This is a genomic window from Novosphingobium bradum (genome assembly GCF_042646485.1).
In the GTDB taxonomy this organism is placed as follows: domain Bacteria; phylum Pseudomonadota; class Alphaproteobacteria; order Sphingomonadales; family Sphingomonadaceae; genus Novosphingobium; species Novosphingobium bradum.
Map to the genome: position 1 here is coordinate 111,266 of NZ_JBHRTQ010000007.1, position 13,048 is coordinate 124,313.

Annotated in this window: 12 protein-coding genes; 9 read left to right on the forward strand and 3 right to left on the reverse strand. The window is 67.3% G+C overall.

Translation table 11 applies throughout. The annotated features are described in order from the left end of the window. The 5 genes from ACFOD9_RS06470 to ACFOD9_RS06490 all read left to right on the forward strand — a co-directional run. Nucleotides 1–304 (forward strand): diguanylate cyclase domain-containing protein (locus ACFOD9_RS06470; RefSeq protein WP_379509273.1); only part of this gene is annotated, 304 nt, incomplete at its 5' end. 91 nt (nucleotides 305–395) lie between these two features. Continuing rightward, nucleotides 396–1,832 carry a circularly permuted type 2 ATP-grasp protein gene (locus tag ACFOD9_RS06475; RefSeq protein ID WP_379509274.1) on the forward strand — a complete coding sequence of 479 codons (1,437 nt, stop codon included), beginning with the start codon at nucleotides 396–398 and terminating at the stop codon, nucleotides 1,830–1,832. 64 nt (nucleotides 1,833–1,896) lie between these two features. Continuing rightward, on the forward strand, nucleotides 1,897–2,841 hold the full coding sequence (locus tag ACFOD9_RS06480) for an alpha-E domain-containing protein (protein WP_379509275.1): 945 nt from the start codon (nucleotides 1,897–1,899) through the stop codon (nucleotides 2,839–2,841). Between the two features lie 27 nt (nucleotides 2,842–2,868). Next, complete coding sequence (locus ACFOD9_RS06485; protein WP_379509276.1) at nucleotides 2,869–3,684, forward strand: transglutaminase family protein; 816 nt, start codon at nucleotides 2,869–2,871, stop codon at nucleotides 3,682–3,684. Nucleotides 3,685–3,754: 70 nt separating this feature from the next. After that, entirely contained in the window at nucleotides 3,755–4,495 is a 741-nt protein-coding gene (locus ACFOD9_RS06490; protein WP_379509277.1) for a peptidase, read from the forward strand. A 35-nt stretch (nucleotides 4,496–4,530) separates the two neighbouring features. Here ACFOD9_RS06490 and ACFOD9_RS06495 read toward each other — a convergent pair whose 3' ends face one another. Further along, nucleotides 4,531–5,217 carry an extensin family protein gene (locus ACFOD9_RS06495; RefSeq protein ID WP_379509278.1) on the reverse strand — a complete coding sequence of 229 codons (687 nt, stop codon included), beginning with the start codon at nucleotides 5,215–5,217 and terminating at the stop codon, nucleotides 4,531–4,533. A gap of 110 nt (nucleotides 5,218–5,327) precedes the next feature. Further along, nucleotides 5,328–5,666 carry a hypothetical protein gene (locus ACFOD9_RS06500; RefSeq protein ID WP_379509279.1) on the reverse strand — a complete coding sequence of 113 codons (339 nt, stop codon included), beginning with the start codon at nucleotides 5,664–5,666 and terminating at the stop codon, nucleotides 5,328–5,330. A gap of 375 nt (nucleotides 5,667–6,041) precedes the next feature. On the opposite strand from ACFOD9_RS06500, the gene ACFOD9_RS06505 reads away from it, so the two are divergent. The 4 genes from ACFOD9_RS06505 (at nucleotide 6,042) to ACFOD9_RS06520 (ending at nucleotide 11,590) form a co-directional block, all read left to right on the forward strand. Beyond that, nucleotides 6,042–7,163, forward strand: a complete 1,122-nt coding sequence (locus ACFOD9_RS06505; RefSeq protein ID WP_379509280.1) for a phosphoserine transaminase — start codon at nucleotides 6,042–6,044, stop codon at nucleotides 7,161–7,163. Nucleotides 7,164–7,283: 120 nt separating this feature from the next. Beyond that, nucleotides 7,284–8,867, forward strand: coding sequence for a phosphoglycerate dehydrogenase (serA, locus tag ACFOD9_RS06510; protein WP_379509281.1), 1,584 nt, complete (start codon nucleotides 7,284–7,286; stop codon nucleotides 8,865–8,867). A gap of 168 nt (nucleotides 8,868–9,035) precedes the next feature. Continuing rightward, complete coding sequence (locus tag ACFOD9_RS06515) at nucleotides 9,036–10,169, forward strand: ATP phosphoribosyltransferase regulatory subunit (RefSeq protein ID WP_379509282.1); 1,134 nt, start codon at nucleotides 9,036–9,038, stop codon at nucleotides 10,167–10,169. A 131-nt stretch (nucleotides 10,170–10,300) separates the two neighbouring features. Next, nucleotides 10,301–11,590 carry an adenylosuccinate synthase gene (locus ACFOD9_RS06520; RefSeq protein WP_379509283.1) on the forward strand — a complete coding sequence of 430 codons (1,290 nt, stop codon included), beginning with the start codon at nucleotides 10,301–10,303 and terminating at the stop codon, nucleotides 11,588–11,590. Between the two features lie 232 nt (nucleotides 11,591–11,822). Here ACFOD9_RS06520 and ACFOD9_RS06525 read toward each other — a convergent pair. Further along, nucleotides 11,823–13,048 (reverse strand): type IIL restriction-modification enzyme MmeI (locus ACFOD9_RS06525; protein WP_379509284.1); only part of this gene is annotated, 1,226 nt, incomplete at its 5' end.

The window sequence follows — 13,048 nt, forward strand, 5'->3', positions numbered from 1 at the left end:
GGGCGGGGAGGAGTTCGCCCTGGTCGGCACGGCCGAGGAACTGCCCGAAGGCCTGGCGCTCGGCGTGCTCGCCGATGTCCGGGGCCAGGCGATGGCGCAGGGGGTGCGGATCACCGTGAGCCTGGGCATGGCCGATGGCCTCGTGCGCTGCGAGGACGAGTGGCGCGAGCTTTACCGCCGGGCCGATCTGGCGCTCTACCGGGCCAAGGCCGAAGGCCGGAACCGGGCGGTTCACGCCGGCCCGGAATCGTTGTTGAACCGGGCCGGGAACGGCAATGCAGCATGGGCGCAGGCCACGGCTTGAAGACTCCGCAAACGTATTCTTCGCAAGTGCAGTAGTTCCTGCTTGGCAGCTTGCAAGCAAGGTCGCAGTCTCCTGTCGATAGCGGGGGTCCATGCCAATCACGCAGACATCAGGCTACGACGAGATGCTGGACGGTCAGGGCGCCGTCAGACCGGCCTATTCCGAATATTCCGGCTGGCACGGCGAACAGGACCAGGCCTGGCTGCGCCGCCAGGCTCTCGAGGCGGAAGGCTTCTTTCGGCGCACCGGGATCACCTTCAACGTCTATGGCAACGATGCCGGCGAAGAACGCCTGATCCCCTTCGACATGGTGCCCCGGATCATCACCGCGGCCGAATGGCGCAAGCTGACCCGCGGGATCGACCAGCGGGTGCGCGCGCTCAACGCCTTCCTCCACGACGTCTATCACCGCCAGGAGATCGTCCGCGCCGGCAAGCTGCCCGAACGGCTGCTGCATGACAACGCGGCCTACCTGCCGCAGATGGCCGGCTTCGCGCCGCCGGGCGGGGTCTATACCCACGTGGTCGGGATCGATCTGGTGCGGACCGGGCCGGATGATTTCATGGTCCTGGAAGACAATGCCCGCACGCCCTCCGGCGTCTCCTATATGCTGGAGAACCGCGAGACGATGATGGCGATGTTCCCGGAGCTGTTCAGCCGGGTGCGGGTGCGCCCCGTCAGCGACTATCCGCGCCGCCTGGCCCGCAGCCTCGCCGCCAGCGCGCCGCCGGCCGCCCAGTTCGCCGACCGGCCGACCGTCGCCGTGCTGACCCCGGGGATCTACAATTCCGCCTATTTCGAGCACGCCTTCCTGGCCGACCAGATGGGCGCCGAACTGGTTGAAGGCACCGATCTGCGGGTGGTCGATGGCCGCATCGCCATGCGGACCACGCGCGGCTGGCAGCCGATCGACGTGCTCTACCGGCGGGTCGATGACGATTATCTCGATCCGCTCACCTTCAATCCGGATTCGGCGCTGGGCGTGCCCGGGATCATGGACATCTACCGCGCTGGCGGGATCACCATCGCCAATGCGCCGGGCACCGGGATCGCCGATGACAAGGCGATCTACAGCTTCATGCCCGAGATCGTCGAATTCTACACCGGCGAGAAACCGATCCTCAGGAACGTGCCGACCTGGCGCTGCTCGGAAAGCGACAGCCTCGCCCATGTGCTGGATAACCTGGCCGATCTGGTGGTGAAGGAAGTCCACGGCTCCGGCGGCTACGGTATGCTGATCGGGCCGACCGCCTCGAAGAAGGAGATTGCCCGGTTCGCCGCCAAGCTGCGCGCCCACCCGGAAAACTACATCGCCCAGCCCACCCTGGCGCTGTCCACCTGCCCGATTCTCACCCGCGCCGGCCTTGCCCCGCGCCATGTCGACCTCAGGCCTTTCGTGCTGGTCTCGCCCGGCGGGATCGAGATCACCCCGGGCGGATTGACCCGGGTGGCGCTGAAGAAGGGCAGCCTCGTGGTCAATTCGTCGCAGGGCGGGGGAACCAAGGACACCTGGGTGCTGGAGGATTGATGATGACGTTGGTGGTCCGGCATCTCCGCGTGAACTCGTGGCTCCCCCGGAGGAGCGCCCGCCCATGCTAGGCCGCTCCGCCAACGGCGTGTTCTGGATGGCCCGCTATCTCGAACGGGCGGAAAACACCGCGCGCCTGCTCGATGCCGGTTTCCGCATGGCGCTCACCCGCGGCGATGGCGCCTCGGCCGACGAATGGCGCTCGGTCCTGGTGACCATCGGCCAGAACGCCGACTTCGCGGCGCGCGGCGGCGACTATACCGGGCCGCAGGTGTGCAATTTCATCCTGCGCGCGCCCGACAATCCGGCCTCGGTCCTGGCCATGGTCGAGCTGGCCCGCACCAATGCGCGGATGGTGCGGACCGCGATCACCCGCGAGGTCTGGGAAGCCACCAACGAGGCCTGGATGATCCTGCGCGCCGCGCTCGCCCGCCCGGTGCGCGAGAGCAACCTGGGCGATGTCCTGGCCCTGATCCGCCGCCAGGCCACCCAGGTGCGCGGGGCCATGGACGGGACCATGCTTCGCAACGAGATCTTCAACTTCGCGCGGATCGGCAATTTCATCGAACGGGCCGACAACACCGCTCGCATTCTCGACGTCAAATACCATGTGCTACTGCCCTCGCCGGCCTGGGTTGGCTCCAGCCTCGATCACGTGCAGTGGGAAACGGTGCTGCGCTCGGTCGCGGGGGACCGGGCCTACCGCTGGCTCAACGCCGGCGGGCTCGATGCCGCCGGGATCGCCCGGTTCCTGATCCTCGATGGCCGTTTTCCGCGGAGCCTGGCGTTCTGCTATGACAAGCTGCGGAGCAACATGGCGGGCCTGGCCCGCGAATACGGCCAGGAAAGCCGCGCCCATGCCCTGCTCCTGGCGGCGCGTGCCCGGCTGGATCAATCCCCGATCGAACAGATCATCGAGACCGGGCTGCACGAATTCATCGTCGGCTTCATCGCCCAGACCATCGAGATCGCCGAGGCCGTGGCCGAGGATTACCGCTTCGTCGTCTAGGTCCGGCCGGGAATGTGGAGAAACGTCATGCGTCTGTCCGTCCGCCACGAGACCCGTTACCGTTTCGATCCGCCGCTGGCCCACGGCCTCCAGCGGCTGCGCCTCTCGCCCAAGGAAACCCACGGCCAGCAGGTCCGCGAATGGCGGATGAAGCTGGCGGGGGGGCGGGTCGAGGCCTCCTATGAGGATCACAACGGCAACCACGTGACCCTGGTCTCGCTCGATCCGGGCACCGCGGAACTGGCGATCGCCTGCACCGGCCTGGTCGATACCGCCGATCGGGCCGGGGTGGTCGGCCCGCACACCGGCCGCCTGCCGCTGTGGGTCTTCGCCACCCAGACCCCGCTGACCCGCCCGGGCGCGCGGATGCGGGCGCTGATCGCCGGGCTGGGGGCCGATCGCTCCGACCGCCTGGCCCTGCTCCACGCCCTGTCGCGCGCCGTGCTGGAGGCCATGGCCTACGCGATCGGCCATACCGACAGCCAGACCGGCGCCGAGGAGGCGCTCGCCGCCGGGAAGGGGGTTTGCCAGGATCACGCCCAGGTGTTCATCGGCTGCGCCCGCGCCCTGGGCGTGCCGGCGCGCTATGTCAGCGGCTACCTGATGATGAACGACCGGATCGAGCAGGAGGCCGGCCACGCCTGGGCCGAGGCCCATGTCGATGGCCTGGGCTGGGTCGGCTTCGACGTGTCCAATGCGATCAGCCCCGATGCCCGCTATGTCCGCGTCGCCTCGGGCCGCGATTTCGCCGAGGCCGCACCGGTGACCGGGATCAGCTTCGGCGCCGGCCGCACCGAGCTTTCGGTCAGCCTTGCGGTGGAGCAGCAGGCCGTCCAACAGTAAGGCCCGGCGTGGGGCGAATCGGCGGACAGGGCGTTGGCCGGCCGCCAGGCGATCAGACGAGGTTGGAAAAATGACCTATTGCGTTGGCATGATGCTCGATCGCGGGCTCGTGCTGATGAGCGACACCCGCACCAATTCGGGCGTCGACAACATCTCGGTGTTCCGCAAGATGTATCACTGGCAGGTGCCGGGCGAGCGCATGATCGCGATCATGACCGCGGGCAACCTCGCCACCACCCAGCACGTGATCAGCCAGCTCGAGGAACGCACCAAGGCTCCGGCGGATCGGCACAACTGCCTGCTCGAGGCTCCCACCATGTTCCAGGTGGCCAGCCTGGTCGGCAAGCTGCTGGCCGAGACCATCCACGAGCGCGAACATTTCAACGGCGAGGAAGGCCAGGGCCGCTTCACCGCCTCGATCATCGTGGCCGGCCAGATCAAGGGCATGGAACCGCGCCTGTTCATGATCTACCCGGAAGGCAACTTCATCGAGGCCAGCTACGACACCCCCTTCTTCCAGATTGGCGAGACCAAGTACGGCCGCCCGATCATCCTCAGGGGCTATGACCGGACGATGTCCTTCGAGGATGCGGTCAAGCTCTTGATGGTCAGCTTCGATTCCACCCTCAAGGCCAATCTCTCGGTCGGCCTGCCGCTTGACCTGCTGGTGATCGAGAAGGACCGCTTCGAGCCGCTCCACGCCCGCCGCATCACCGCCGCCGATCCCTATTTCCAGCAGATCAGTTCGGGCTGGGGCGAAGCCCTGAAGCGCGCCTTCTATTCGCTGCCCGACTATTCTTTCGAGGAATAGGGTTCCTTCCGGCCAAGGGCAGGGGCTGGCCGCCCCTAGCGGCAGAACCCGCGCCCGCCGCCCAGGTCCACGTGGAGGTGATCGCGGTGCGCCGCATTGTAGGCCGGCCCCAGCACCGTTCCAAAGCGCTTGCAGGCGCTTTGCTGGACCGTTGCCAGGAAGGCGCGAACCTGGGGATCGGGGGAATTCCAGTCGTTCAGCACGGTGATCCGGCGGCCATCGGCCAGGACGAAACCGCCCACGTCGATCGCCCGCGCCGTGGCATGGGCGCTCATCCGGTCGGATCCGGCGACCGTGCGGCAGCTGTAGGAACCCATGGTCTCGATCCGCACCAGCGCGCTGCCGAGGATCTGGCGGGCCGCGCGGTCCACCCCGAAGCGCGCCCAGCCGGCGAAGGTTTCGGCCAGCGGGCAGGCGACCGGGCCGAGGTTGGAGACGCCCAGACTCGTCCGGTCGCCGCGCAGGCTGACCAGCCGCACGGCATTGAGCGTGGAGCAGCCGGCGCCGAAATACTGGTCGGGTAGCGGGGTGAAGGCCGCATTGGCGCGGCCCAGCGAGGACAGGCAGGCGCCGGCCTCGGGTCGCGGCGAATAGAGCTGGGTGGAGCGCTGGATCGGCCGGCGGCTCTCCTGCTGCGGCACCATCGCGCCGCAACCGGCGAGCAAGGTGGCGGCGACCACGGTGGCGGCGATCAGGGGCAAGCGGGCGAAGCTCCGGCGCATGGCCGCAAATCTCGCATGGGAATGGTAAATGGTCAGTAAACCTGTCGGCTAGCCTTGCGATGGGTATCGGGCCGGGGCGCGGCGATCCATCCGCGCCCCGGCCCCCCCCCTCAGCCGGCGAGCGCTTTCACATCGCCCACCACCAGCTCGTAGATTCGCAGGATGAGCCGCGTGGCGAGGGCGCCGGCGACCACCAGGGCGCAGTTCGTGGCCGCGGCCGCCAGCCCGGCGCCGATGGTCGGCAGGGTGGCCAGAGCGGCCCCGGCCAGCGGCAGGACGATGGCGGCCAGGGCCAGCCGGATGAAGTCGTCCGGGCCATAGGCAAGCCCGGCGATCAGGCCGAGCAAGGCCAGGATCAGCGGCACCGAGGCCGGAATGGTAACGAACGCGGCGACCACCGCGATGACGAGCCCGAGCGCACGCGCCAGGCCAGCGACCTTGTTGAGCATGGTTGTTCCCCTCCAGATTGCATTCGCAATTCTTGTCATTCCGCCCATTCGGGCCACAGGACATTACTGCGGACAGTTTCAATCGCAACCATTAGCGGTGCAATTCAAGTGTCTGAAACCATGCGAGAAAAAACTTTATCCCCGGATTGTAAAGCCGCGAGCAACGATGGTTCGGCCTGAGCGGACCAGGGCTGGGCCAGCGCCGGGCCGCGGCTGGGGCTGCGTTCAGGCGGGGTTGGGGCAGGCCCAGGCCGCCGGCGCTCCAGCCTGGCCCGGCCTGCGATCGGGCTTGACTTGGGGCCACGCATCCCTATTGCCGCCGCCGGGCCACGCGGTCCCAACGCCGCGCGTGCTCTCTGCAAGGAGAGACTACAAATGACTGCATCCAAGCCGGCGCTTCCGGCACGTCCGTTCTTTTCGTCCGGCCCCTGCGCCAAGCCTCCGGGCTATTCCCCCAGCCGCCTCGCCACCGAAGTGCTCGGCCGTTCGCATCGCGCGAAGATCGGCAAGCAGCGCCTCCAGTATTGCATCGACCTGATGCGCGAAGTGCTGGGCCTTCCCGATACCCACCGCATCGGCATTGTCCCCGGGTCCGATACCGGCGCCTTCGAAATGGCGATGTGGACCATGCTCGGCGCCCGCGGCGTGACCGCGCTGGCCTGGGAATCGTTCGGTGAAGGTTGGGTCACCGATGCGGTCAAGCAATTGAAGCTCGAACCCACCGTGGTCCGGGCCGACTATGGCCAGCTCCCCGATCTCGACAAGGTCGACTGGGCCGACGACGTCCTGTTCACCTGGAACGGCACCACTTCGGGCGTGCGCGTTCCGGATGCCGAATGGATCCCGGCGGATCGTGAAGGCCTGTCCTTCGCCGATGCCACCAGCGCGGTCTTCGCCTACGACATCGACTGGACCAAGATCGACGTTGCCACCTTCTCCTGGCAGAAGGTCCTGGGCGGCGAGGGCGGCCATGGCGTCCTGATCCTCGGCCCCCGCGCGGTTGAGCGGCTGGAGGAATATATCCCGGCCTGGCCGCTGCCCAAGGTCTTCCGCCTCGTCTCCAAGGGCAAGCTCTCGGAAGGCATTTTCAAGGGCGAAACGATCAACACCCCCTCGATGCTGGCGGTGGAAGACGCGATCTTCGCGCTCGAATGGGCCAAGGGTCTGGGCGGGCTGGAAGGGCTGAAGGAGCGGTGCACCGCCAATGCCAACGCGCTCGACAAGATCGTGGCCGAGCGCGACTGGTTGAGCCACCTCGCGGTGGATCGCGGCACCCGCTCGAAGACCTCGGTCTGCCTGTCGGTCGAAGGCGCGGACGCGGACTTCATCAAGCAGTTCGCGGCCCTCCTCGAAAAGGAAGGCGCCGCCTATGACATCGCGGGCTATCGCGATGCCCCGGCCGGCCTGCGGATCTGGTGCGGCGCCACGGTCGACACGGCCGATATCGAGGCGCTCGGCCCCTGGCTCGACTGGGCCTGGACCCAGCTCAAGGGCTGAATACACGCGTCGTCCCGGCCTTGCGCCGGGACCGCTGGCCTTACAGCACTTCGCCCGAACGCCAGCGCCTGCCTCCCAGCGATCCCGGGTCAAGTCCGGGATGACGAAGGACTACAGATCATGACCAAGCCCAAGGTTCTCATTTCCGACAAGATGGACCCCAATGCCGCCCGCATCTTCACCGAGATGGGCTGCGACGTCGACGTGATCACCGGCGAGACGCCGGAACAGCTGATCGCCCGCATCGGCCAGTACGATGGCCTGGCCATCCGTTCGTCGACCAGGGTGACCAAGGAAGTGCTTGATGCCGCCACCAACCTGAAGGTCATCGGCCGCGCCGGCATCGGCGTCGACAACGTTGATATCCCCTGTGCCTCGGGCAAGGGCGTGGTGGTGATGAACACCCCGTTCGGCAACTCGATCACCACTGCCGAACACGCCATCGCCCTGATCTTCGCCCTCGCGCGCCAGATCCCCGAAGCCAACACCCAGACCCAGGCGGGGCTGTGGCCCAAGAACGGCTTCATGGGCGTGGAAGTTACCGGCAAGACGCTGGGCCTGATCGGTGCGGGCAACATCGGCTCGATCGTGGCCAGCCGCGCGCTGGGCCTCAGGATGAAGGTCGTCGCCTTCGATCCGTTCCTCTCGCCCGAGCGCGCGGTGGAGCTGGGCGTGGAGAAGGTCGAGCTCGAGCAGCTGCTGGAGCGCGCCGATTTCATCACGCTTCACACCCCGCTGACCGAGCAGACCCGCAACATCCTGTCGCGCGAGAACCTCGCCAGGACCAAGAAGGGCGTGCGGATCGTCAACTGTGCGCGCGGCGGGCTGGTCGATGAGGCCGCGCTCAAGGAGGCGCTCGATTCGGGCCATGTCGCCGGCGCCGCGCTCGACGTGTTCGAGACCGAGCCGGCCAAGGCCTCGCCGCTGTTCGGCACGCCGAACTTCATCTGCACCCCGCACCTTGGTGCCAGCACGACCGAGGCCCAGGTCAACGTCGCCCTCCAGGTGGCCGAGCAGATGGCCGATTACCTCGTCAACGGCGGCGTCACCAATGCGCTCAATATGCCCTCGCTGAGCGCCGAGGAAGCGCCCAAGCTCAAGCCCTACATGGCGCTCGCCGAAAAGCTGGGCAGCCTGGTTGGCCAGCTGACCACCGGCGCCGTGCCGCGGATATCGATCCACACCGAGGGCGCCGCCGCCGAGCTCAATGCCCGGCCGATCGTCGCCGCGGTGCTCGCCGGGTTCCTGCGGACGCAGACCGATTCGGTGAACATGGTCAACGCGCCGTTCCTCGCCAAGGAGCGCGGGATCGAGGTGCGTGAGGTCAAGAGCGAGAAGGAAGGCGATTACCACACCCTGGTGAGAGTCTCGGTCAAGACCGCCGATGGCGAGCGTTCGGTGGTGGGCACCCTGTTCGCCAATTCCGAGCCGCGCCTGGTGGAGCTGTTCGGGATCAAGGTGGAGGCCGAACTCGCCGGCCACATGATGTACATCGTCAACGAGGACGCGCCCGGCTTCATCGGCCGGATCGGCACCCTCCTGGGCGAGAACGGCATCAACATCGGCACCTTCAACCTGGGCCGGCGCGAAGCCGGCGGCGAAGCCGTGCTGCTGCTCAGCGTCGACAGCCCGGTTGCCGCCGCGGTGATCGAGCAGGCGCGCAGCCTGCCCGGCGTCAAGCGGGTCATGGCCCTGGCGTTCTGATCACGTGATCCTCCCCGCTCGCGGGGAGGGGGACCACGAAGTGGTGGAGGGGACGCTCGGCCGGGCAGTGCCTGGCGGACAGCCCCCTTCGTCGGTCCTTCGGACCGCAACCTCCCGGCTTGCGGGGAGGAACTGGCATTTCGCCGCGCATCCGCTAAAGGCGCGCTCATGGATAGAGATCGCGACCTGTTGCCCGAGGGGCTTGAAGACCGCCTGCCCGCCAGCGCCGCTGCGGCCGCCCGCGTGGCCCGTGCCGTGCTCGATGTGCTGGATTCCCACGGCTACGACCGGGTCCAGCCCCCCTCGATCGAATTCGAGAAGTCGCTCGCCAGCCGCATGGCCGGGGTCCAGTCGCGCCGGATGTTCCGCTTTGTCGATCCGGCAAGCCTCAGGATGATGGCCCTGCGCTCGGACATGACGGTGCAGGTCGGGCGCATTGCCGCCACGGGCCTGGCCGCCGCCGCGCGCCCCCTGCGGCTCGCCTATTCGGGCCAGGTGCTCACGATCAAGGGCGATGGGCTCGATCCCGCGCGCGAACGCCTGCAACTGGGCGCCGAGCTGGTCGGGAGCGACAGTGTGGCGGCCGCCGGCGAGATCGTTGCGCTGGCCATCGAGGCGCTGCGTGCCGCCGGCGCCAGCGGCATCTCGGTTGATTTCACCCTGCCTGACCTGGTCGATACCCTGGCCGCCCGGGCGCTGCCGCTTGATGGGACGACCATGGCCGCGGTGCGCCGCGAACTGGATGCCAAGGATGCCGGCGCGCTGGTTGCCGCCGGGGGCGAGGCCTATCTGCCGCTGCTCGCCGCGATCGGGCCGTTCGATGCCGCGATCGAAAAGCTGGCGGCCTTCGATGCGGACGGCGTTCTGGCCAGCCGCATCGCGGCCCTGCGCGCCATTGCCGCGCGGGTGGGCAGTGCCGCTCGGATCACGCTTGATCCGAGCGAGCGGCATGGTTTCGAATACCAGTCGTGGTTCGGCTTCACCATCTATGCCGAAGGCCAGCGCGGCGCGCTGGGCCGGGGCGGCACCTATGCGATCCTTTCGGGCGATGGCAGCGGCGGGGCGGCGGGGAGCGAACCGGCCACCGGCTTCTCGCTCTATCCCGATTCGCTGATCGATGCCCTGGCCGCCGCCGATGCCCCGCGCGATACCCTGTTCCTGCCGCGGGGCCACGATGGCGAAGCGGCTCTGCGCCTGCGCGCGATCGGCTGGCGCACGGTCGCCGCGCTGTCGGAGGCGGACGACGCGGCGGCGCTGGGCTGCACCCACCGGCTCGCCGGGGCCGAGGTCGTCAGGCTCTAGCCCCCCACCGGCCGCGCATCGGGTCGGCACGGGCGATGAGCGCCGCCTTGGCCGACACGCCTTGCTCTCGCGCGCGCAAGGCCGTAGGGCGCGCGGCGGACACTTCAGTGCAATAGAAAGAGCAGGAAACCTTGGCCAACGTCACCGTGATCGGCGCCCAGTGGGGCGATGAGGGCAAGGGCAAGATCGTCGACTGGCTGGCCAGCCGCGCCGATGCCGTGGTGCGCTTCCAGGGCGGCCACAATGCCGGGCACACGCTGGTGGTGGGCAACACCACCTACAAGCTCAGCCTGCTGCCCTCGGGCATCGTCACCGGCACGCTGTCGATCATCGGCAATGGCGTGGTGCTCGATCCGTGGCACCTGCGTGATGAGATCGCCAAGCTGGAAGGCCAGGGCGTGGTGATCAACACCGAAAACTTCGCCATCGCCGAAAACGCGCCGCTGATTCTGCCGCTCCACCGCGATCTTGATGGCCTGCGCGAAGCGGCCGCCGGTTCGGGCAAGATCGGCACCACCGGTCGCGGCATCGGGCCGGCCTATGAGGACAAGGTCGGCCGCCGCGCGATCCGCGTCTGCGATCTGGCCCATCTCGATGCGCTCGATGCCCAGCTCGATCGGCTTTGCGCCCATCACGATGCCCTGCGCGCCGGCTTCGGCCAGCCGCCGGTCGATCGCGCGGCCCTGCTTGAAGAGCTGAAGGAAATCGCGCCCTCGGTGCTCAAGTTCGCCCAGCCGGTGTGGAAGCGCCTGAACACGGTGAAGAAGGCCGGCGCGCGCATCCTGTTCGAGGGCGCGCAGGGTGTCCTGCTCGACGTCGATCACGGCACCTATCCCTTTGTCACCAGCTCCAACACGGTTTCGGGCACCGCCGCTTCGGGTTCGGGGCTTGGTCCCAATGCCACCGGCTTCGTGCTGGGCATCGTCAAGGCCTATACCACCCGCGTCGGCTCCGGGCCGTTCCCCACCGAGCTGGAGGATGCCACTGGCCAGCGCCTTGGCGAACGCGGCCACGAATTCGGCACGGTCACCGGGCGCAAGCGCCGCTGCGGCTGGTTCGATGCCGTGCTGGTGCGCCAGTCCTGCGCGATTTCCGGCGTAACCGGCATTGCGCTGACCAAGGTCGATGTGCTCGATGGCCTGGAAACGGTGAAGATCTGCACCGGCTATCGCCTGCACGGAAAGGTGCTGGACTATTTCCCCAGCCATGCGGCTGACCAGGCCGCGGTTGAGCCGATCTACGAGGAAATGGAAGGCTGGAGCGGCACCACCGCCGGCGCCCGTTCCTGGGCCGATCTCCCGGCCCAGGCGATCAAGTATATCCAGCGCGTGCAGGAACTGATCGAGACCCCGGTGGCGCTCGTCTCCACCAGCCCCGAGCGCGAGGACACGATCCTGGTGCGCGATCCGTTCGAGGATTGAACGGATCGCCCCTGTTCGGGGGGCGCTCCGGCGCAAACAGGATGCGGCAGCGGCCAACGCGGGGGCGTTCGCCCATGGCCGTGGCGCTCAATCCAGCGGCAGTGCGATCTCGCGCATGATGCGGTCGGTTTCGGCCAGAATCCGGATGATCTTCTGGTAGTGGCGGATATCGTCCCAGCCCAGCGCGCGGCCCTTGCGGTCTTTCAGCCACTTTTGCGCGGGGCAAGTCGGCTCAGCTTCGCGCCGATGCCTTTGCCACCCGCTTGTTCTTCGCCGCGCCCAGCCGCTCCAGCGGATTGACCAGCGCCTCGTAGCGCCCGAACAGGTGCTCCACCCGGTCGCGGTCCGAGGCGAAGGGGCCGGGCCGGTAAAGCCGGTCAACGGCGGCATCCAGCGCGGCATGGGCCTTCCGCAGGTTCGCCGGCATGGTGTCGGGATCGTAGAGATCGGCCAGGCTGGAGGTCGGATGCGCGGCCCGGGCATCCAGCACGGCCTGGGCGAGCGCCTCGATCCTGTCGCGCTGGGCCGGGGTGGCATCGGGCCATGGGAAGGTGTTGTAGACCAGAGCGTTCGAGTATCGATAATCGCTCTTGAGGCGTCCGCCGACGTGGCCAAGCCACGCCATATGCATCGCGCTCGTTAGGACACCAAAATGCCACGGTGTGGCACCTTCCATCGCTCGAACTAGACTGCTTGGGATTGTAGGCGGTTCCAGCCATCCGATGGGAACATACTGTCGTCGCTCCGAACTGACTTCAGGCACCACAAGGAACGGAGTCTTTGGAATCGTGGTAAACGCGAATTCTGCCGGAGCGTTCGCAAGCTCGCGAGTAACTGCACGTTTGCTGTCCTGCCTGAACTTTCGGACGGAATCGAAGATAATCTTGCAGTCGTGATTTCGACGCTCAGCAGGGGTGGCGTCTTGCATCGCTAAGATCCACCGTTGTCCGCCGTTGATGTATTCAACGGAGCCGATGAATGGACGGACATATTTTTCAAGTTCTGGGTTTCGATCAAGAAATTCGCTTCGACGGGTCGCATCAAAAATCAAGAACCCTCCATCGATCGGTTGCGAACCATAGCGCAGGTCTGGAGCACCGTTGATCGGCTTACTGTCAGAGCGGACCACAAGGTGCCGGTTCGCCACGCCCTTGGCGTCGAACAGGTAGGCTGTCAGCCCGCCATGCCGGCTTTCCACCGGATCGCCCTTGATGTCGGGATAGGAAAACAGGCGCTTGACCGCTGGCTCGAAATCCCGGTGCGCCAGCCCGACGATCACCACATGGACGTGGGCCTTGCCGCGCGCCTCGCTGCCCCAGTTGAAGGTGCGGTGGGCGAAGGCGATTTCCAGCCCATGCCGATCGAACAGGATCGGCCACAATTGCGCCACCTGTTCGCCCTGGCAGATCGAATTGGTCGAAACGAAGGCCACCCGGATGCGGTGATTGGCCGCCATAG